21 protein-coding genes, 1 tRNA gene and 1 pseudogene are annotated in these 20,127 nt (G+C 64.1%); 9 read left to right on the forward strand and 14 right to left on the reverse strand.

Translation table 11 applies throughout. From position 1 onward, the window contains the following. Window positions 1-4 precede the first annotated feature (4 nt). The 10 genes from nuoG to ABIB78_RS15970 form a co-directional block, all read right to left on the reverse strand. Window positions 5-2,080: an NADH-quinone oxidoreductase subunit NuoG gene (gene nuoG / locus ABIB78_RS15925; RefSeq protein ID WP_429026038.1), complete on the reverse strand. Its 2,076-nt coding sequence runs from the start codon at window positions 2,078-2,080 to the stop codon at window positions 5-7. 7 nt (window positions 2,081-2,087) lie between these two features. Further along, a complete protein-coding gene (locus tag ABIB78_RS15930; RefSeq protein WP_429026041.1) occupies window positions 2,088-2,576 on the reverse strand; it encodes a hypothetical protein in 489 nt (162 codons plus the stop codon). A gap of 8 nt (window positions 2,577-2,584) precedes the next feature. Beyond that, complete coding sequence (gene nuoF / locus ABIB78_RS15935) at window positions 2,585-3,910, reverse strand: NADH-quinone oxidoreductase subunit NuoF (RefSeq protein ID WP_429026043.1); 1,326 nt, start codon at window positions 3,908-3,910, stop codon at window positions 2,585-2,587. 19 nt (window positions 3,911-3,929) lie between these two features. Then, complete coding sequence (locus ABIB78_RS15940; protein ID WP_429026046.1) at window positions 3,930-4,142, reverse strand: hypothetical protein; 213 nt, start codon at window positions 4,140-4,142, stop codon at window positions 3,930-3,932. Continuing rightward, window positions 4,142-4,753, reverse strand: a complete 612-nt coding sequence (gene nuoE / locus ABIB78_RS15945) for an NADH-quinone oxidoreductase subunit NuoE (RefSeq protein ID WP_429026049.1) — start codon at window positions 4,751-4,753, stop codon at window positions 4,142-4,144. Before nuoE ends, ABIB78_RS15940 begins: the two co-directional genes overlap by 1 nt. Before the next feature lie 41 nt (window positions 4,754-4,794). After that, window positions 4,795-5,985 carry an NADH-quinone oxidoreductase subunit D gene (locus ABIB78_RS15950; protein ID WP_429026052.1) on the reverse strand — a complete coding sequence of 397 codons (1,191 nt, stop codon included), beginning with the start codon at window positions 5,983-5,985 and terminating at the stop codon, window positions 4,795-4,797. A gap of 2 nt (window positions 5,986-5,987) precedes the next feature. Then, entirely contained in the window at window positions 5,988-6,605 is a 618-nt protein-coding gene (locus tag ABIB78_RS15955; protein WP_429026055.1) for an NADH-quinone oxidoreductase subunit C, read from the reverse strand. Between the two features lie 10 nt (window positions 6,606-6,615). Next, window positions 6,616-7,221 carry a NuoB/complex I 20 kDa subunit family protein gene (locus tag ABIB78_RS15960; RefSeq protein WP_429026057.1) on the reverse strand — a complete coding sequence of 202 codons (606 nt, stop codon included), beginning with the start codon at window positions 7,219-7,221 and terminating at the stop codon, window positions 6,616-6,618. Beyond that, entirely contained in the window at window positions 7,212-7,577 is a 366-nt protein-coding gene (locus ABIB78_RS15965) for an NADH-quinone oxidoreductase subunit A (protein WP_018271860.1), read from the reverse strand. The genes ABIB78_RS15960 and ABIB78_RS15965 overlap by 10 nt, the downstream gene beginning before the upstream one ends. A gap of 215 nt (window positions 7,578-7,792) precedes the next feature. Further along, entirely contained in the window at window positions 7,793-8,308 is a 516-nt protein-coding gene (locus ABIB78_RS15970) for a MarR family winged helix-turn-helix transcriptional regulator (RefSeq protein ID WP_429026059.1), read from the reverse strand. A 151-nt stretch (window positions 8,309-8,459) separates the two neighbouring features. Between ABIB78_RS15970 and ABIB78_RS15975 the strand changes: the two are divergent. Together ABIB78_RS15975 and ABIB78_RS15980 are read left to right on the forward strand one after the other, a co-directional pair. Further along, window positions 8,460-9,649, forward strand: a pseudogene (locus tag ABIB78_RS15975) (Rieske 2Fe-2S domain-containing protein). A 54-nt stretch (window positions 9,650-9,703) separates the two neighbouring features. After that, a complete protein-coding gene (locus ABIB78_RS15980) occupies window positions 9,704-10,990 on the forward strand; it encodes a spinster family MFS transporter (protein ID WP_429026061.1) in 1,287 nt (428 codons plus the stop codon). Here ABIB78_RS15980 and ABIB78_RS15985 read toward each other — a convergent pair. Next, the gene (locus tag ABIB78_RS15985; protein ID WP_429026064.1) at window positions 10,987-11,805 is read right to left on the reverse strand and encodes an alpha/beta fold hydrolase; all 819 of its coding nucleotides are present in this window, start codon (window positions 11,803-11,805) and stop codon (window positions 10,987-10,989) included. The genes ABIB78_RS15980 and ABIB78_RS15985 overlap by 4 nt on opposite strands. A 119-nt stretch (window positions 11,806-11,924) precedes the next feature. Continuing rightward, window positions 11,925-12,881, reverse strand: a complete 957-nt coding sequence (locus ABIB78_RS15990; RefSeq protein ID WP_429026163.1) for a TRAP transporter substrate-binding protein — start codon at window positions 12,879-12,881, stop codon at window positions 11,925-11,927. 256 nt (window positions 12,882-13,137) lie between these two features. Here ABIB78_RS15990 and ABIB78_RS15995 point away from each other — a divergent pair, with 256 nt between their 5' ends. The 7 genes from ABIB78_RS15995 to ABIB78_RS16025 all read left to right on the forward strand — a co-directional run bounded on the left by ABIB78_RS15995 (window position 13,138) and on the right by ABIB78_RS16025 (window position 18,413). Next, window positions 13,138-13,341 carry a hypothetical protein gene (locus tag ABIB78_RS15995; RefSeq protein ID WP_429026066.1) on the forward strand — a complete coding sequence of 68 codons (204 nt, stop codon included), beginning with the start codon at window positions 13,138-13,140 and terminating at the stop codon, window positions 13,339-13,341. A 260-nt stretch (window positions 13,342-13,601) separates the two neighbouring features. Then, window positions 13,602-14,177 (forward strand): hypothetical protein, encoded by a 576-nt coding sequence (locus tag ABIB78_RS16000; protein ID WP_429026067.1) that lies wholly within the window; start codon window positions 13,602-13,604, stop codon window positions 14,175-14,177. Window position 14,178: 1 nt separating this feature from the next. Next, window positions 14,179-15,804, forward strand: coding sequence for a hypothetical protein (locus tag ABIB78_RS16005; protein ID WP_429026069.1), 1,626 nt, complete (start codon window positions 14,179-14,181; stop codon window positions 15,802-15,804). Further along, entirely contained in the window at window positions 15,797-16,441 is a 645-nt protein-coding gene (locus ABIB78_RS16010) for a hypothetical protein (RefSeq protein WP_429026071.1), read from the forward strand. Before ABIB78_RS16005 ends, ABIB78_RS16010 begins: the two co-directional genes overlap by 8 nt. 98 nt (window positions 16,442-16,539) lie before the next feature. Then, a complete protein-coding gene (locus ABIB78_RS16015) occupies window positions 16,540-16,740 on the forward strand; it encodes a hypothetical protein (protein ID WP_429026074.1) in 201 nt (66 codons plus the stop codon). 38 nt (window positions 16,741-16,778) lie between these two features. Continuing rightward, complete coding sequence (locus ABIB78_RS16020; RefSeq protein WP_429026076.1) at window positions 16,779-16,946, forward strand: hypothetical protein; 168 nt, start codon at window positions 16,779-16,781, stop codon at window positions 16,944-16,946. Window positions 16,947-17,111: 165 nt separating this feature from the next. After that, window positions 17,112-18,413, forward strand: coding sequence for a hypothetical protein (locus tag ABIB78_RS16025; protein WP_429026077.1), 1,302 nt, complete (start codon window positions 17,112-17,114; stop codon window positions 18,411-18,413). A gap of 81 nt (window positions 18,414-18,494) precedes the next feature. On the opposite strand, the gene ABIB78_RS16030 is transcribed toward ABIB78_RS16025, so the two are convergent. Continuing rightward, window positions 18,495-19,373, reverse strand: coding sequence for a class I SAM-dependent methyltransferase (locus ABIB78_RS16030; RefSeq protein WP_429026080.1), 879 nt, complete (start codon window positions 19,371-19,373; stop codon window positions 18,495-18,497). A 584-nt stretch (window positions 19,374-19,957) separates the two neighbouring features. Next, window positions 19,958-20,034: transfer RNA gene (locus ABIB78_RS16035), tRNA-Asp, on the reverse strand. Window positions 20,035-20,127 lie beyond the last annotated feature (93 nt).

The raw sequence follows: 20,127 nt of genomic DNA on the forward strand, positions 1-20,127 counted from the left end.
ACGCTCACTCCGCCGCCGTCAGCATTCGGCCCGACGCCAGCCGCGAGCATTCCGCCATCACGGCAGAGGCCCGCGCAATCGGGTTGGTCAGATAGAAGTCCTCGACGGTCGGCTTGAATGCCGCCTTGTCGACGCTGCCGCCCTTGCCGGCCAGCGCCTTGACGTCGGAAGCTGTGCCGGCCTCGATCTGGTCGAGCCGCATCAGGTGCGGATAGGTCTTGAACATCGCCTGGCGCAGCGCCTGCAGCGAGTCGAACGGCAGCTTCTTGCCGATCACGTCGGACAGCGCGCGGATGATCGCCCAGTCCTCGCGGGCTTCGCCCGGCGGAAACGCGGCGCGGTTGGCGATCTGCACCCGGCCCTCGGTGTTGACGTAGATGCCGGACTTCTCGGTATAGGCCGCGCCCGGCAGGATGACATCGGCGCGATGCGCGCCCTGGTCGCCGTGGGTGCCGATATAGACCACGAAGGTGCCGTCCGGCGCCTTGATCTCGTCGGCGCCGAGCAGGAACAGCACGTCGAGCGTGCCGAAGGTCGTCATCTGCGCTGTGGTCAGGCCGCCGGCCGCGGGCGAGAAGCCGATATCGAGTGCGCCGGCGCGCGAGGCAGTATCCTGCAACACCGCAAAGCCGTTCCAGCCGTCCTTCACCGCGCCGACATCGACGGCGAGCCTGGCGGCCTGCGCCAGCACCGCCGCGCCGTCATGCCTGGTGTAGGCGCCGGCACCGACCAGGATGATTGGGTGCTGGGCCTTCTTCAGCACGTCGGCAAAGGAGTGCTTGCCGGCCACGACATCGGCGAGCGTGTCGGTGCCCGCACCGAGATATTCGAGGTCATAGGTGAAATCGGCCTTCGCGCCGATCATGCCGACCTTGAGGGCGCCGGTGCGCCAGCGCTTGCGGATCCGCGCGTTCAGCACCGCGGCTTCCTTGCGCGGGTGCGAACCGATGATCAGGATCGCGTCGGCCTGGTCGATGCCCGCAATCGTCGGATTGAAGATGTATGAGCCGCGGCCGGCCTTGGCGTCGAACGCGTCGCCGCCCTGCACCGCCAGATTGACCGAGCCGAACTTCGCGAGCAGCTCCTTCAATGCATACATTTCATCGACCGCAGCGAGATCACCCGCAATGGCGCCGATCCGCTTGCCGTCGCTGCGGCCGGCCCTGGCGGCGACGGCGGCGAAGGCTTCCTGCCAGGTCGCCGGCCCGAGCTGGCCGTTCTCGCGCACATAAGGACGGTCGAGGCGCTGCGTGCGCAGGCCATCGACGACGTGGCGGGTCTTGTCGGAGATCCACTCTTCGTTCACGGCCTCGTTGATGCGGGGCAGGATACGCATCACCTCACGACCGCGGGTGTCGACACGGATCGCAGAGCCAACGCCGTCCATGACGTCGACCGACTGCGTCTTGCCGAGTTCCCAGGGGCGTGCCGCGAATGCATAGGGCTTCGAGGTCAGTGCGCCGACCGGGCAGATGTCGACGAGATTGCCCTGCAGCTCCGAGCTCAGCGCCTGCTCCAGATAGGTGGTGATCTCCATGTCCTCGCCGCGCCCGGTCGCGCCCATTTCCGGCGCGCCGCAGACCTCGGCGGAAAAGCGGACGCAGCGCGTGCACTGGATGCAGCGGTTCATCGAGGTCTTGACCAGCGCGCCGAGATACTTGTCCTCGACCGCGCGCTTGTTCTCGGCGAAACGGCTGGTGTCGACGCCGTAGCCCATCGCCTGGTCCTGCAGGTCGCATTCGCCGCCCTGGTCGCAGATCGGGCAATCCAGCGGATGGTTGATCAGCAGGAACTCCATCACGCCTTCGCGCGCCTTCTTGACCATCGGCGAACGGGTCGAGATCTCCGGCGGCTCACCCTTCGGTCCCGGACGGCAATCGCGCACGGCCCACGCGCAGCTCGCGACCGGCTTCGGGCCGCCCTTCACCTCGACCAGGCACATCCGGCAATTGCCGGCGATCGACAGCCGCTCGTGATAGCAGAAGCGCGGAATCTCGGCGCCGGCCGCCTCGCACGCCTGCAGCAACGTGTACTCCGGCGGCACATCGATCTCTTTGCCATCGATGATGATCTTGCTCATGTCTGTCTCAAGTCTTTCCGAGCTTGCAGTCGGGCGGTGCGACGCCGGCGGTTTTCAGTGAGGTCTTCACCCATTGCTGGGTATCGGCGCCGTAGGTCGCGAGATATGCGGGCTGCGCCTGGTTCTTCTCGCAGAGGAACGGCAGATGCGGTTTCAGGTCGTAGTCACAGGACGCCTGCCATTCGCGCTTGTCTGCGAATGCGGCAATGGTCTCCTCGCAGGCGTAGAGGAAGTACGAGACAAAGCTCTCGTACTGAGACCGCTCTTCGCGGCTGCCGGCCTTGATGGCCTCATAATCGGGCTGAGCGAATTTGGGATTCTTGAACGCGAGATCGGTGTAGCCCAGAAACGCCGTCCGCGCGCTGGAGGCCCGGTTGGCGGTGCGGATTTCGTTGATCTGCAGCAGGATTGCAACAAAGCCGAGCAGCGCCACGGTCGCCTGCGCCATCTGCGCAAGCGTCCCGTATTTCTGCCACCATGCGGCCTGTTGCGTCATCGCAGTCATTACTCCGCGGCCACCATCTGCACGGGATCGCGAATGCCCTGATCGTCGAGATCGGCCCTGTGCGAATACTGATCGATCCGCTCTTCAATCTCGTGACGGAAATGCGCGATCAGGCCCTGGATCGGCCAGGCGGCGGCGTCGCCGAGCGCGCAGATCGTGTGTCCCTCGACCTGCTTGGTGACCTCGAGCAGCATGTCGATCTCGCGCTTGTGGGCGCGGCCGTCGGCCATGCGAGTCAACACGCGCCACATCCACCCCGTTCCCTCGCGGCACGGCGTGCACTGGCCGCAGCTCTCGTGCTTGTAGAAATACGAGATGCGCGCGATCGCCCGGATCAGATCGGTCGACTTGTCCATCACGATCACGGCCGCGGTGCCGAGGCCCGAGCGCAGCTTGCTCAAGCTGTCGAAATCCATCGGCGTGTCGATGATCTGGTCTGCCGGCACCATGCGCACCGACGAGCCGCCGGGGATCACAGCCTTCAGATTGTCCCAGCCGCCACGGATGCCGCCGCAATGCTTCTCGATCAACTCGCGGAACGGAATGCCCATCGCCTCTTCGACGTTGCAGGGCCGCTCGACGTGACCGGAGATGCAGAACAGCTTGGTGCCGACATTGTTCGGCCGGCCGATGGCGGCGAACCAGGCGGCGCCACGGCGCAGGATGTCGGGCGCGACCGCAATCGACTCGACGTTGTTGACGGTGGTCGGACACCCATAGAGGCCGACATTGGCCGGGAACGGCGGCTTCAGCCGCGGCTGGCCCTTCTTGCCCTCGAGGCTCTCGAGCAGCGCGGTTTCCTCGCCGCAGATATAGGCGCCGGCGCCGTGCGCGACATAGATGTCGAACGGCCAGCCATTGATATTGTCCTTGCCGACCAGCTTGGCCTCATAGGCCTGGTCGATCGCCGCCTGCAGCCGCTCGCGCTCACGGATGAACTCGCCGCGGATATAGACGTAGCAGGCATGCGCGCCCATCGCGAAGCTCGCGAGCAGGCAGCCCTCGACCAGCAGATGCGGATCGTGCCGCATGATCTCGCGGTCCTTGCAGGTGCCGGGCTCCGACTCGTCCGCATTGACGACGAGATAGCTCGGACGGCCATCCTTGGATTCCTTGGGCATGAACGACCACTTCATGCCGGTCGGGAAGCCCGCACCGCCGCGGCCGCGCAGGCCCGAAGCCTTCATCTCGTTGATGATCCAGTCGCGGCCCTTGTCGATGATCCCCTTGGTGCCATCCCAGGCGCCTCTGCGGCGCGCGCCCTCGAGACCCCAATCGTGCAGGCCATAGAGGTTCTTGAAGATGCGGTCCTTGTCGTCGAGCATGCTCAAAACTTTCCGAACATCACCGATTGGCTTGGGAATAAGCGAGCCCGGCAGCGCAGCCGCCGAACACGACGGTCCACAACAGGCTGGATTCCAGCGAGGCACTCAGGCCGTAGCGTTGCAGCAGGAACATGAAACCGGCCGCCACAGCGGTATGCAGGGCGATCGTGCGCCAGGCCTTCATCGCAGCGCCCTTTCCCGTCCCGTTTGCCTGCACTTGAAAGGGCCCCATCAAGTCGTTTCCTTCAGCGTCGTCGGCCCGCCTGCGGGCGCCGAGAACTGACGGTCGACCTGCGGGCCAGGCTTCGGCGGATTGCCCGCGGCAAAGCCGTCGAGCACCTTGCCGAAGCTTTCCTTGGTCAGGTCCTCATAAGTGTCCTTCCAGATCAGCACCATCGGTGCGTTCACGCAGGCGCCAAGGCACTCGACCTCTTCCCAGGAGAAGTTGCCGTCCTTCGATAGCTGGAAAGGATCGTGATGGATGCGATGCTGGCACACCTCGATCAGGTCGGCGGCGCCGCGCAGCCGGCACGGCGTGGTGCCGCACACCTGCACGTGCGCCTTCTTGCCGACCGGCGAGAGCTGGAACATCGTGTAGAAGGTCGCAATCTCCAGCATGCGGATATGCGGCATCTCGAGCAGGTCCGCGACGGCGCGGATCGCGGCTTCCGATACCCAGCCGTCATGCTGTTCCTGGACGCGCCACAGGATCGCGATCGCCGCCGAAGCCTGGCGTCCCGGCGGATATTTCTCGACCTGCTTCTTGGCCCAGGCGAGATTCTCGTCCGTGAACGTAAAGCTCGCGGGCTGCAATTCCTTCGGGGCAAGGCGGCGGACGGACATCGATCAAACTCTCATTGCGCGCGGCGCGGATGCGGACATCATCACCTGTCGACCTCGCCGAACACGATGTCCAGCGAGCCAAGGATGGCGGAAACGTCGGCCAGCAGATGGCCCTTGCAGATGTGATCCATCGCCTGCAGATGGGCGAACCCCGGCGCGCGGATCTTGCACTTGTAGGGCTTGTTGGTGCCGTCAGCGACGAGATAGACGCCGAACTCGCCCTTCGGCGCCTCGACCGCGGCGTAGACTTCGCCGGCCGGCACGTGCACACCTTCGGTGTAGAGCTTGAAGTGATGGATCAGCGCTTCCATCGAGCGCTTCATCTCGCCGCGGCGCGGCGGCGCGATCTTGTTGTCCTCGACGACGACCGGGCCCTGCCCGTCCGCGGCCTTCAGCTTCTGGATACACTGCTTCATGATGCGCACCGACTGGCGCATCTCTTCCATGCGGATCAGGTAGCGGTCGTAGCAGTCGCCGTTCTTGCCGATCGGAATGTCGAAATCCATCTCGGCGTAGCACTCGTAGGGCTGCGACTTGCGCAGATCCCAGGCCGCGCCCGAGCCGCGCACCATCACGCCGGAGAAGCCCCACTCCCAGGCTTCCTTCAGCGGCACCACGCCGATATCGACGTTGCGCTGCTTGAAGATGCGGTTGCCGGTCAGCAGCGTATCGAGATCGTCGACCACCTTGAGGAACGGATCGCACCACGCCTCGATGTCGTCGATCAGCTTCGGCGGCAGATCCTGGTGCACGCCGCCGACGCGGAAGAACGCCGCGTGCATGCGCGAGCCCGAGGCGCGCTCATAGAACACCATCAGCTTTTCGCGCTCTTCAAAACCCCACAGCGGCGGGGTCAGCGCACCGACGTCCATCGCCTGGGTGGTGACGTTGAGCAGATGCGACAGGATGCGGCCGATCTCGCAATAGAGCACGCGGATCAACTGGCCGCGGCGCGGCACTGATATGCCGAGCAGCTTTTCCGCCGCGAGGCAGAACGCATGCTCCTGGTTCATCGGCGCGACGTAGTCGAGCCGGTCGAAATAGGGAATCGCCTGCAGATAGGTCTTGTGCTCGATCAGCTTCTCGGTGCCGCGGTGGAGCAAGCCGATGTGCGGATCGACACGTTCAACAACCTCGCCGTCCAATTCGAGCACCAAACGGAGCACGCCGTGGGCGGCAGGATGCTGCGGACCAAAGTTGATGGTGAAGTTGCGAAGATTCTGTTCGTTCATGATCAGGCCTTCGGTTCCGCCTTCGCCTTTTCGTCACCCGGCAAGGGGTAGTCGGCCCCCTCCCACGGAGACAAGAAATCGAACTTGCGGAATTCCTGGTTGAGCCGGACCGGCTCGTACAGCACCCGCTTCTCCTGGTCGTCGTAGCGGACCTCGACGAAGCCGGTGAGCGGGAAATCCTTGCGCAGCGGATGGCCGTCGAAGCCGTAGTCCGTCAGCAGGCGGCGCATGTCGGGATGGCCCGTGAAGATCACGCCGTAGAGGTCGTACGTCTCGCGCTCGAACCAGTCGGCGCCCGGGAAGATGCCGATGATCGACGGCACCTGCGTGGTCTCGTCGGCCTGCCCGCGCAGCCGGATGCGCGCGTTCAGCGTCGGCGACAGCAAATGGTAGACGACGTCGAAGCGCTTCTCGCGGCTCGGATAGTCGACCGCGGTCACATCGGTGAAGCTGACGAAGCGGCAGTTGGGATCGTCGCGCAGAAAAGTGACGACGTCCACGATTCTGCCAATCTCGACGTCTATAGTGAGTTGATTGAACGCGACCGAGTGCGCGGTGGCGACGCCCGGAAGCGCGCTCACAATCGTCTGCCCAAGGGCGTCGAGCTTGCCGTCGTCCATGCCTGAAACCTTAGCGTTCGATGGTGCCGATACGGCGGATCTTCTTCTGCAGCAGCAGCACGCCGTAGAGCAGCGCCTCCGCGGTGGGCGGACAGCCCGGCACGTAGATGTCGATCGGCACGATGCGGTCGCAGCCACGCACCACCGAGTAGGAGTAGTGGTAATAGCCGCCGCCATTGGCGCAGGAGCCCATCGAGATGACGTAGCGCGGCTCCGGCATCTGGTCGTAGACCTTGCGCAGCGCGGGCGCCATCTTGTTGGTCAGCGTGCCCGCGACGATCATCACGTCGGACTGCCGCGGCGAAGCACGCGGCGCAAAGCCGAAGCGCTCGACGTCATAGCGCGGCATCGAGACCTGCATCATCTCGACCGCGCAGCAGGCGAGACCGAAGGTCATCCACATCAAGGAGCCGGTGCGCGCCCAGGTGATGAGGTCATCGGCCGCGGCGACGAAGAAACCCTTGTCGGACAGCTCGTGATTGACCTCGAGGAAAAACGGATCGTTGGCGCCGACCGGCTTGCCTGTCGACGGATCGAGAATGCCCTTCGGAGCCATCGCGGTCGCGGGTTTGGCGATCGCCGGTTGCGAGGATGCGGCGGTGGGGCTCAATCCCATTCGAGCGCGCCTTTCTTCCATTCATACGCGAACCCGACCGTCAGCACGGCCAGGAAAACCATCATCGACCAGAAGCCGGTTGCGCCCAGCTTTCCGAACGCCACGGCCCAGGGGAACAGGAACGCCACTTCGAGGTCGAAAATGATGAAGAGGATTGCCACCAGATAGAACCGGACGTCGAACTTCATCCGGGCGTCGTCAAAAGCGTTGAATCCGCATTCATAGGCGGACAGCTTTTCCGGATCCGGCGACTGGAACGCGACCAGGAACGGCGCGATCAGGAGCGCCAGACCGATCAGGCTCGCGACCCCGATAAAGACCACAAGTGGGAGATAATTCTGCAGGATGCCGGTCATCGGCGAGGCCTTCTTGCTGCGGTTTCGGACGTGCCGCAGATTCGTTGATTGGAATTGTTCTTGAGGCTTTAGCGCAGCGCAACAGAGGGCGCAAGACAAGCTATTTTGACGCTTTTGCCGTCCTTCCCGCGGGCTCTTGGCCTCCATCGGGCGGATGCGCTTGCCTCAACAAGCAACGCAGCGGCGGCCATCCAGTGCCCTGCGCTCTCCCCATATTAGCCCAGCTCCCGTTCGGCAGCCAGCATCTCGGCGGCCGTTGCGGTCAGCCGGTCGATGTGTCCGAGCAGCAGCTCAAGTTCCTGTGGATCAAGCTGTTCCAGCAGGCGCCGGTTTCGTTCTTGTGCGCCGGCCACGATGGCGTCGTGGGCCGCCAGGCCCGCCTTGGTCAGGGAGATCAGTGTCTCCCGGTTGTCATGTGGGTTGGACGCCTTGGACACCAGCTTGCGCTCCACGAGCACGGCGAGCGCCCGGCTGATCTGCCCCTTGTCCATGCCGACGGCGTCGGCCAGCCGCACCACGCTCATCGGCGGCCGCCGGCCGAGCGAGACGATCAGACCGAACTCCACCGAGGATAGTCCGGTCACGCGCTTGTAACGCAGCATCGCTCCGCGCCTCAGCAGGTTAGCCAGCACCATCAGCCGCGACGACATCATCGCGGTGACCGGCGCGAGCTCCGCGTCGGCAATCGCCTCCGGTGGCAAGGCCCTCTCAGTCCTGAGCTTCTCGGTCATCGGCAACCTCTGCCAACAAAGCCGGTCGCTGCCAAGCTAATCAATATCGTTGACATTGTCATCGATATATCGTTGACTTCGTCAACAACGTTGACCGCGGTCAACGATCGATCGGCCGCTGGCGCAAGACCGGCGGCAGGGAGGAAACGACATGACGATCACCCAGCGAAACCGCGACCTCGGCACGGCCTATGCGATGAAGCCGTCCACCACCCGGACCGAACTCACCTCGGTCGTCCGCGGCACGCCGATGGGCGAGCTGTTGCGCCGCTACTGGCACCCGGTTGGCCTTGCGGGCGACGCGACCGATATCCCCAGAAAAGTCCGCGCGTTGGCTGAGGACCTGATCCTGTTCCGCGACAGGCACGGCCGGGCCGGCCTGCTGCACGCGCGCTGCTGCCATCGCGGCACCACACTCTATTACGGCAAGGTCGAGGAAGACGGCATCCGCTGCTGCTATCATGGCTGGAAGTTCGACACCGAAGGCCGCTGCCTCGAACAACCATGCGAGCCCGAAGGCGGCCTGTTCAAGGACAAGGTGCGCCAGCCCTGGTATCCGGTGCAGGAACGCTACGGCCTGATCTTCGCCTATATGGGCCCGGCCGAGAAGAAGCCGGTGCTGCCGCGCTACGAGTGCCTGGAGATCATGGACGACGGCGAGTTCGTCGAGGCCGACGATTCCTCGATCGGCGGCGGCGGCCGGCTGTGATCCCCTGCAACTGGCTGCAGCATTTCGAGAACGTCGCCGACCCCTACCATGTGCCGGTGCTGCACGGCTCGTTCAGCGGGCCGCAATTCACCAACATGATGGCCTCGATGCCCGAGGTGAAGTTCGAGATGTCGCCGCGCGGCGTCGCCGTGCGCTCGATCCGCAGGCAGGATGACGGCAAGGTCTTTTACCGCGTCACCGAGGCCGCCCTCCCCACGCTTCGCGTCGTGCCCAATCCGCGGGTCGCGCAATTCGCCCGCGTCGAATCGATCGGCTGGACCTTGCCGATCGACGACACCTCGTTCCGCATCTATGTCGCCGGCCGGGTCAGGAATACAGGCGATATCGGCCGCATGCGCTCCAAGTTCAGCGGTAAGTTCTGGTGGGACATGACGGAGCAAGAGCACCAGCAATTCCCCGGCGACTACGAGGCCCAGGTCGGCCAGGGACCGGTGACGATCCATTCGGAAGAGCACTTCGGCCAGAGCGACCGCGGCGTCCTGACGATCCGCCGGATGCTCGGCGACCAACTCGAGGCGCTGGCGGCAGGCCGCGACCCGATCGGCGTGTCGTTCGACGCCGACGCCCGGCCGGTCGAATTCGAGGCAGGGAATTACATCCGCGAGGCCTAAGGCCCGCGCTCGAGCAAACAAGAAAAAGACAAAAGACAATTGGGGGAGGAAGTCATGGTCGATCTCGCACCGCAAGCGGCTGCGCAAGCTGCCGCCGCGCCCTCCGCGCGCCGCTACTACGTCCTCGCGCTGCTGACCATCATCTACGCCCTCAACTTCCTCGACCGCACGATCTTCAACGTGCTGATCGAGCCCATCAAGAAGGAGTTCGCGCCCAGCGACACCACGATGGGCCTGCTGGCCGGTTTCGGCTTCGTGCTGTTCTACTCGCTGCTCGGCATTCCCATTGCGCGGACGGCCGACCGCCTCAACCGCCGCAACATCGTCGCGCTCGCCTTCGCGTTCTGGAGCGCGATGACCTATCTCTGCGGCCTCGCCTCCAGCGTCACGACGCTGGCGCTGGCGCGGGTCGGCGTCGGCATCGGGGAATCCGCGGGCACGCCGGCCTCGCAATCGATGATCGCCGATCTCTTCGACAAGAACGAGCGTCCGCGCGCGCTCGGCATCTACGCCATCGGCACCTATCTCGGCGTGTTCCTCGGCTATTTCATCGGCGGCTATGTCAACCAGCACCATGGCTGGCGACTGGCCTTCTTCACCGCCGGCCTTCCGGGCATCGCGCTCGCCGCGGTCCTGTGGCTGACGATCTCCGAACCGCAGCGCGGCGCGATGGCCGAGACCTTCAAGGCCGAGCCGATCGGACCGACGCTGGGCTTCCTGATATCGCAACCGAGCTTCGTCATCGTGGTGGTCGGCTTTTGTCTTACGACCTACACCAACTACGCCACCGCGGTGTGGATCCCGCCGTTCCTGGCGCGCATCCATCACCTCACCAGCGCCGAGATCGGCACCTATGCCGGCACGTTCAAAGGTCTCGCCGGCATGGCGGGCACGCTGATCGGGGGCCTCGTGGTGGCGCAGATCGGCCGCCGCGACGATCGCTGGAAATTATGGTCGCCCGCCATCATGTCCGGCCTCGCCGGCCCGGTGTTCGCCGTGTGCATGCTCACCCCGAGCTTCACGCTGATGGTCGCAACGCTGGCGCTGACCTCGTTCATGGTCGGCTTCCATCTCGGCCCGATCTTCGCGATCGCCCAGACGGTGGCAAAGCCCAGCATGCGCGCGCTGGCATCGGCGATCGTGCTGCTCACCGCCACCTGCTTCGGGCAGGGCATCGGCCCCCTCGCCGTCGGCATGATCAACGACGCCCTGGAGGGCGCGTATGGCGCCGATGCGGTTCGCTACTCGCTGCTGTCGGCCGCGGTGACGACGACGCTCGGCGCGCTGCTGTTCGTCTGGGCGGCGCGCTCGATCCGCGCCGATATCGCGCGAGCCAGCTAGGCGTCCATGAAAGCCAGCAGGTCAGCCATCAGACGCGCGCTGTGCGTCAGCGGCAGTGCGTGCGGCGCGCCTTCATAGACGGAAAGCCTGCTTCCCCTGATCAACGCCGCCGTCTTCGCGCCGGTCAGCGCGAGCGGTGCGCTGGCATCCCTGTCGCCGTGCACGATCAGCGTCGGCCGATCGATCCTCTTGGCCGCCGCGCGCAGATCGGCAAAGGAGATGGTCATGCGGCAGGCCAGCGCCACCGGCAGCGGCACGCTCAGCATCATCTCCCTGATCCAGGCCCGCGTGGCCTCGGGTGTGTCGGGCATGAAGAACGGCGCCTCGTTTTCGCCCATCCACTTCGGGAAGTCCTGCGCGATCGCGGCATTCTGGGCCTCGACCGCGACCCTCGGCACCGCGTCCGGATTGTCCTCGGCCTGGACGAGAAAAGGCGTGGTCGGCGCCACCAGCACCAGCCGAGCGATACGGTCGGCGCCGTGACGCGCCAGATAGTTCACCGCCTCGATCGATCCCATCGAATGCGCCACGATCGTGACGTCGTGAAGATCGTGCTGCTCGATCACGGCAGCGACGTCATCGGTCAAGGTGTCGAGATCGTATCCCGTCATCGGCATGTCGGAGCGGCCATGGCCGCGCCTATCCGGCGCGACGCAACGATAGCCCTTCGCATTGAGCGCCACGATGTGACTGCCCCAGACGTTGGAGTTGAATGTCCAGGCGGCGAGGAACAGCAACGGCCGGCCTGCACCCCAATCCTGCACGAACAGTTTTGTGCCGTCCCTGGCGGTCGCATAATGTGGTCGGCTAGCCATGGTGTATTCCCCTTTGCGGATCGATCGGCAGCATCTGCGTCGATGCACCGACCATCGCAAAGGGAGATCGCGCGCGCGATTACGCGTCAGGTAATCGCGTGTCTGATGCCAGGCTGCGTTCACGTCAGCTTGCCGGTGTATTTCTCCAGCGCCGCCCAGGCGTCCGCGCCATAGGTCTTCTGCCACTGCGTGTAGAAGCCGGCCTTGACCAAGGCTGCCCTGAACTGCACGGGATCGGGCTTGTTGAAGGTCATGCCCTTTTCGGTCAGCTCGGCCTGCAATGAGCGATCCATCTCGACCAGATCGGCGCGCTCCTCTATCGCCGCCGCGTCGAACGCGGCATTGATGATCTCAACGAGATCAGGCGGCAGGCCCGCCATCGCGCGCCGGTTCCCGAGGATCCAGTAGCCGCTCCAGCAATGGTTCGACAGCGCGCAGTATTTCTGCACCTCGTAGAGCTTTCCGGTCGAAACCTGCGCCAGCGGATTCTCCTGCCCTTCGACGATGTGGGTCTGCAGCGCCGAATAGAGCTCACTGTAGGAGATGCTCGACGGCAATGCGCCGAGACCGGAGAACAGCGAGGTCAAGAGCGCGGTCACCGGCACGCGGATCTTGAACCCCTTGAGATCGTCGACGCTGTTGAGCTGTCGGCTCGACGACGAGGTGATCTGGCGAAAGCCGTTGTCCCAGACCTTCTTCAGCGGCACGACGCCGGTCTTGGCGATCGCCTCGCGCACGATGTCGCCGACGCCGCCATCCATCGCCGCCCAGACCTGGTCGTAGGACTGGAACGCGAAACCGATGCTGGGCAGCCCCGACAGCGGCACCAGCGTCGACAGCGTCATGCTGGGCGCAGCCAACAGCTCGATTCCGCCGGCCCGGACCTGCGAGAGCATCTCCGGATCGCCGCCGAGTTGGCTGTTGGCGAACACCGTGATGTTGACCCGGCCAGACGACTGCGCGCCGACCGCCCTGGCTGCCTTGGCCAGACGGATTGTTAGCGGATGGGTTTCCGGAGTGTTGACGCCGAGCTTGAAGTCGAACTCGGCTGCGGCAAGGACCGGCTTACCAAACAGCGTGGCCGCGAGCGCCGCAGAGCCGGTTCCCAGCACCCGACGGCGGGTCACTTTCTTTGTTTTCATTATTGTTTTTCTCCCAAGCGCGTTCCGCGCCTGCGGTCAGTTTTAGCCCGCCGCCGGTGTGACGCAAGGCACGGTAAAACCAATCCGCCGGTGGCACGAAACCATTTCCGGGAACTCACGAAACGATCCGGAAACAGATGAGGCTTACCAGTACCTGCCATAGACGGCGCATAGACGCCCGGAGGCGACCATGAACCACTCGATCCATTCAGCTGATCGCGCGACCCACCTCAAGATCGTGGTGGTTGCCCTTGTTGCAGCGATCGGGATTGCGGCTTTCGGCATTTCGGCCCGGAACAACGCGGATTTCACCCAGACCGCCCAGACCAATCAGGTCGTCAAGGCCGGCAAGCCGGTGGTGATCACCTCCTCGGGCGCCTCGACCGTCCGCTAAGACAACTTCAGGCTTCTGCAGACAAAACGGCCGCCCTCGGGGCGGCTTTTTGTTGCGCGGCATCGAACCGAAACAGCTGTCCCATTCCAGCGCAGACCGCGAGAGGGCCGATCACCGCAACTGAACGGCAGCACCAGCCTGACCGAGCCAGGTTGCCGCTCGAGCAAGCCGGATACCGCACCAAGTCCGTCCTCCGCTACCAGCGTTAACCGCGTTGCAGACCAGTCGCCTCGATCGGCGGCCACTCGTCGGGCCGCGGCATGATCGCCGCCCCTTCCAAGGCGTGTTTCGTCGCCCGCGCACCGATGCGGGACAGGCAGAGTTTGGAGGAATGCGATGTCCGTCAGGGCTGGTTCGCGGTGGTGCCGAGCATCGCGCCGCCGGTATCGATCCTGCTGGCCTACTGGTTCGGCGGCGCCTTCCTGATGGCCGCCAAGCGGGTCTCCGAGCATCGCGCGATCGTCGAGGCCGGCGGCACCGCCAACCTTGCCGCCTACCGGCCGTCCTTCGCGGTCTATACCCACTCGAGCCTGGTCACGAGCTGCCTGGTCTATGCCCAGGGTTTTGCCTTCACGATGGCGATCTTCCTCCTGAAGTATCGCATCGAGTATCTCGTCGTGGTGCCGATGCTGATCGCGCTGTTCGCGTCCTACATGCGGCTGGCGCTGACGCCGGATTCCGCTGCGGCACGGCCGGAGGAGCTGATGCGGCAGCCGGCGATGCTGATCGCAGCCGCGGTCACCATGGCGCTGTTCGGCATTCTGACCTTCGTCGACCTGCCCGGGCTCAACAGCCTCACCAGCTCCGATCTGATCCGTCTCGGCGGGATCCGCTAGAATGTCGATCGCAACTCCGTTCGAGACGCCGAAGGCGAATTTCGGTGTCGTCGCCATGACGTTACTGTTCGCCGCGCTGCTGGTACTGCTGGATGGTCCGATCTGGCTGGTGAAACTGGTGCCGACCCAGGACGGGCCGGTGCATCTGGCGCAGGCCGACCTGATCGCCCGCTTCGGCTGGGGCGACACGCTGCAGGAGCCGGCGGCGTCGTTCTACCAGTGGAATCCGCGGATCGAGCCGAACTCGGCAATCTACCTGCTGCTCGCCGCGCTGATCCGTCTGACCGGCGATGCGCTTTTCGCCAACAGCCTGCTCCTCAGCCTCTACGGCCTCGTCTGGATCGTTGCGGCCTTCGCGGCGAGCCGCGCGGAGACCGAGCGGCCGTTGCTGCCGGCGCTGCTGTTGCTTCCGATCGCCTTCGGCGTCTTCATTCATTGGGGCTTCTACAATTTCGCGCTCGGCATCCCGCTGTTCCTGCTATTCGCACGCTTCTGGCGCGGCCTCGATGGGCGCCGCGATGCGCTGTCCTTTGTCGCGACCGCGCTGTTCCTCGCCGCACTCTATCTCACTCACATCACCTCGGTCGTCGCGGCCTGTCTGCTGCTCGCCGCCGACGGCATCGCGCGGGCTGTTGCGACCTTCGAGCGGGAGGGCGCCAAGGTCGCAGCCCAGCGATTGCTGCGCGATGGCGCGTGGGCCGCCGCGGCGGCACTGCCGGTCCTGCTTCTGATCGCAAGCTTCCTGCTCGCCTACCAGAACATTGCCGGCGAGACCGCCAGCACCGAGGGCGGCATCGCCCAGATTATCCGCCGCATCGTGGCTGCGACCTATCTCTTCACCTTCACCTGGTGGGAGGTGATCGCACTCGCCCCGGTGCTCGGCGCGATCGTGCTGGCGGGTTTCGTCGCGCTGCGGCGCTTCCGTTCCGGCGACCTGCTGTGGCCGATCTTTTTCACGCTCGTGGTGGCGCTGTCGCTGCTCAATCTCAAGACCGGTTCGGCGCTGCTGTCGGAGCGCCTTGCACCCTATAGCGGGATCGCGATCGTGCTCGCGATCGCAAGCCGCCCGCCCGCTCCGGCGCTGGCGCGCGTGCTCTGCATGGCCGCGCTGTCCGGCCTGATCGGACAGACCGCTGTCCGCGCCGTCGCCTACAAGAGCTGGGCGCCGACGCTGGAGAGCGAGCTCGCCGCCGGCCGCGACAATCCCGGCCAGAGCTTTGCCAATACCGACCTGATCACCCAGCGCGACAGCCATTTGTTCGCCTGGCGCATCCGCCCGACCCTGCATGCCGCACAGACCGCAGCCCTTGCAGGCCACGGCGTCGGCCTGTCCTCGCCGCTGCCCTCGACGCGCTATTTCGGCTACTTCCCGCTGCAATATGTCGAGGCGCGCGATTTCATGCGTGTCATGGCGGATTGGCAGGATGCACCCGACGTCGCGTCGATCGCAAAATTCCGCGCCGCCAATCATGGCGCGCCGCAGGTCTTGATCGTCTCAAGCATTGACCAGCGTGGTGTGGCGTTTGCCGCCAAGTTCGGCTACGCCGATTGCAGGACCACCGAGACCGGGGCGCGCGAGATCGACGTGTGCAAGGTCGCAACCCGGCTGAGCGCCGCGAATGACTGAGCCTCGCCTTGCCGCCTGCAACTTAGCGAAGCCGCAGGACCCTTCCCAGTCCGGCGGGTCGCCCACTCTGCTCGGGCTGCCAACATCGCTGCCACTGGTGCTCGACCTCGACGGTACGCTGATCAAGGGCGACCTGCTCTATCTGAGCTTCCTCTCGATCTTGCGCCGCAATCCGCTGATTGTCGTGTCATGCGCCGCATGGCTGACGCGCGGTCGTGCGGCGCTGAAGCGCCAGCTCGCGCTGCGCCAGCGCATCGACTGGAGCCGGATCGAACTCCACCACGACGTCGTCTCGCTGGCCGAGCGCGAGAAAGTTGCCGGCCGCCGCATCGTGCTGGCGACCGCGGCCGACGCGCTGCTCGCGGACAGGCTGGCATCGCTTCTGCCATGGATCGACCAGGTGTTCGCCTCCGACGGCGAACACAATCTCAAGGGCGCGAACAAGGCCGAGCTGTTGCGGAAGAGCTTTCCCGGGGGCTTCATTTACGCCGGCGACAGCGCCTCCGACCTCGCGGTCTGGGCCCTCGCTGCCGGTGTCATCACCGTCAACGCCCGCGAGGCCGTGCGCGCTGCGGCAGCCAAGCTCGGCCGGCCAACGCTGCATCTGCCGGGCCGCGCGGCGCCGGCAAATTCTTAACCGCATCCTAACGCGGTCGTTCGATTGCAATCCGCTCCGCGACCCCCGTCTTAAAAAATGTTCCGTAAGGTCGACGTCAACAGAGGCGCAGGCCCACAATGAATTTGCAGCAGCAAGTAATTTCGACCGGCTTCAAGATCATCTGCACGGACTGCGGCAGCCTGGCGATCAAGATCGCCGATCCCGCGCACGCGTCCGGCGACACCATCATCGAATGCCGCCGTTGCAACGCGGTGCGTGGCACGGTGGCGGACCTGCACACCCTGGCGCGACGCGGCCGCGACCTGTTCGAATTCTGACCCCCGGCACCGCGATGCTGTCAGACCCGCAAGCGACCATGCAGAGCGACATTCCCTTGGATACGGTCTGGTCGATCCTCGAGGCCGCGAACGAACTGGGCGATACCCACACGGTCGACGCCTGCCGCCGCATCATCGACGCGAATTTGCGCGGCGACGCTCCGGGACAGTCCGACCTGAACTCGGTTGCCGCATTCTTTGCCTGATCAAGGCAGCCTGTTTCCGTTTGTGAACTCAATACGGCGCCGCGGTGACAGATCGTCCGGCGGAAACACAACAACACAGACCGAGACATCGCTTAACGTTGCTTAACTTGCTTCGTCCGAGGCCGGCTGGCTAGCTGCCATGCAGCTTTCGATTCGGACGGGCCGATGAAATTGACGCGCGATGACCTGATTGTCGGGGTCACGATCCCGGGGTTCTTCGTCCTCAGCGTCGCCTCGATGATCGCCTGCGGGCAGGCGTTCCCGGCGATGCACTTCTGGCGATCCGACACGACGGCACAGGCCGTCCTTGGCACCGCCATCATGGTCGTCTTCATCCCGGCATTCGTCGCGGGACGATTCAGCTTCGGTTATCTGGTCGGCTTCTCGCTGCTGTCAGCAGTGTTCGGCTTCGTCTGGCTCAGCTTCTTCAGCGCATTCGATTATCCGCGCGCCATCGCGCGCTGGGCCATGATCGCCGCGCTGGCCGCAGCGATGCTCCCCCTGATGTTCCAGAACATCTCCCTTTGGCGGCCCGCCGTGTCTGAAGCGGCCATCAAGCGCATCGCCGTGCTGCTGCTGGCGTCGTCCTTCGCCGTGCTGGTCGCCGACATCTCCTACGGGGCAAGTATCGGCAATCCCTATGAGACCGCCCGCAATGCCGTCGTGCGGCCGGCGCTGTTAAACTATCTCACCGGAATCATGATCGGCGCGGTTCTGCCCTATCTGTTCACGCATTTTGCATCGCGCAGGCGATGGACGCCCGCGGCCGGTGTGTTGCTGTTTGCGCTCGGCTTCTATCCGGTCGTCAACAACAAGACTGTCTTGCTGCTGCCGATCTGGCTGCCGTTTCTGTTCTGGCTGTTCAGCCGGTTCAACCCGCGGCCGGCCACGATACTCGCATTTCTCGTGCCGATGATCGTCGGTCTTTTGGCCTTCGTCGTTCTCGGCGCCGACAGGAATTACGTCGTGTTCAGCGCCATCAATCTGCGCTTCCTCGCGATCCCGTCACTCGCGCTTGATCAATACGCGGACTTCTTCGCGCACCGCGAGCTCACCCGGTTCTGCCAGATAACCGTCCTGCGACACCTGAGCGCCTGCCCGTATGGCGAGCTCGGCCCCACGCTTGGAGCGATCTACCGGGACGGCAATTTCAACGCCTCCTTCCTCGCCACCGAGGGCATCGCATCGGTCGGTCTCGCGCTCGCCCCGGTGTCGGCCTTCGTGTGCGGCCTGGTGCTGTCGGTCGGCTCGATGGTCTCACGGCACCTGTCGCCGCGCTTCATCGCGGTGTCGTCCGGCATCGCCGTTCAGGCGATCATGAACGTGCCGCTGACGACAGGCATGCTCTCGAACGGGATCGCGCTGCTGTTCCTGCTGTGGTGGCTGACGCCCGAACGGCAGGCAGAAGCTTCGCATCATCAGCAACAGTCAGCGCAGCCCGTCAATGTCGTCGGTGTCGCGGCCTGAGTTCTCGCGCCCTGCCGCGGCACCACATCGCTCGACGGATCGGCAACCATCACGAAGCAGCGCCGATACGCCCCTGCGGCCTCACCTCTTTCGGAGCACGATAATGCTCTGATACGGCGAAATCCCGTTCATGCCGACGTCGACGAGATCGAACCGCTCGGTCCAGTGCTCCTCGATGTACCGCTTGGTGATGATCGTCTCGCCGTATGTCATTTCGCCATCGACCGGATAGCTTTGGGGATAGAAGTAAAATCCATCTCGCGCCACGGTCTCGGCGATTTTTTGCTGATCCCAGCCAGGCAATTTGGAAATCGGCTCATAGAATGCGTATGCCGGCGGTCGAACGGTCAGAAGAAAGAGACCACGGTTCTCCAGAGAATCGTGGACCGCGGCCAGGCATGTGTCGCTCGCAACAGGCGAGAGGTGCGTCCAGATCGACAGGGCGTACGCGACATCGAATTTCTGGTTGAACGGCAGACGTCTCGGCAGGCTGTCCGACAACACGATATCGGCGTGCGGGTTGGAGCGTTGCGCGACCTGGATGATGCCCTTGTGCGGATCACACCCGTGCAAATTCCGCAGCGGCACATCCTTCATGAAGTATCGGAGCACACTGCCCCAGCCGCAGCCATAGTCCAGCACCGCGCATTCATCGAATGGCTTATCCAGATGACGCCTGAGTTTATCGTGCAAGAGGCGATAGGTTTCGATGACGGCGGCGCCCAATTCCATCCCGGAACGACCGCTCCAGTTCTTCTGGGTGCCGGCGTCTGGCGGATCGGGAATGGCGGCCTTGATGGCCTTGAAGCCATCATATTCCTTCCAGAGCAGCACATTCCACAGATAGGGATCGTCGATCCATTTGAGTGCGTCGTAGACCGACTCTCCCCGTCGGCATGCGGCATCCGCTCTTTCCAGTTCGTCGTTGTAGTATTCGTTCAGCCACGAACTCCAATTCATCGACACACCTCCGTGTTACGCTTGCTTCGTCAGCCCTCGCCCGCGCCAGCGTCCTTTGTATTGTTTCCGAAACTGTCTTTGATTTCTCCGGCAACTTTAAGACGCATCGAAAGCGTGAGTTCGGGAAACAGTGGAACCGCGAACACGGTCCTTATTCCGAGTACCTCACCAAGTGTGATGCCGACAGATAACTACCTGAAGTATTTGATCCGTTCCGTCAGCTTCAGTGCCAAGATGCTCTGGATCAAGCCAACGCTTCGAGTCCCGAACTTCGCGCCGGCGACATCGACTGCAGTGCGGTCACGTCGGATCACGCGCAGTAACGAGCTGATAACCGCGGTCGAGCTGACACCGGCGGCACCACTGTTGAGGATTAATTCAACAAGATGGCAAACACGGTCGACAGCAATGTGAAGCTGCACACGGCGGACGGGCCGGTGAATGTCGTGAGCGCCCGCCGCTTCGGTCGGGCGCGCGTCATCGGGCTAAGCTGCTTGAGGAACAATAAGGGGCAAAACGTATTTCGGCGACGTCCCAAGAACCATTCTTGGGAACCGACATTTCTGCTAAGTCATTGAAATAAATGGCGCGAGAGACGGGACTCGAACCCGCGGCCTCCGCCGTGACAGGGCGGCGCTCTAACCAACTGAGCTACTCCCGCGGATGCCGGTCATCGGATTGATCCGCGCAGGATCGAGGGCATAAAGGCCCGCATCCCGATAGTCAAGCACGTTGCGGATCCCTGCACTGCGCC

It is taken from the genome of Bradyrhizobium sp. I1.14.4, from assembly GCF_050435825.1.
Classification (GTDB): domain Bacteria; phylum Pseudomonadota; class Alphaproteobacteria; order Rhizobiales; family Xanthobacteraceae; genus Bradyrhizobium.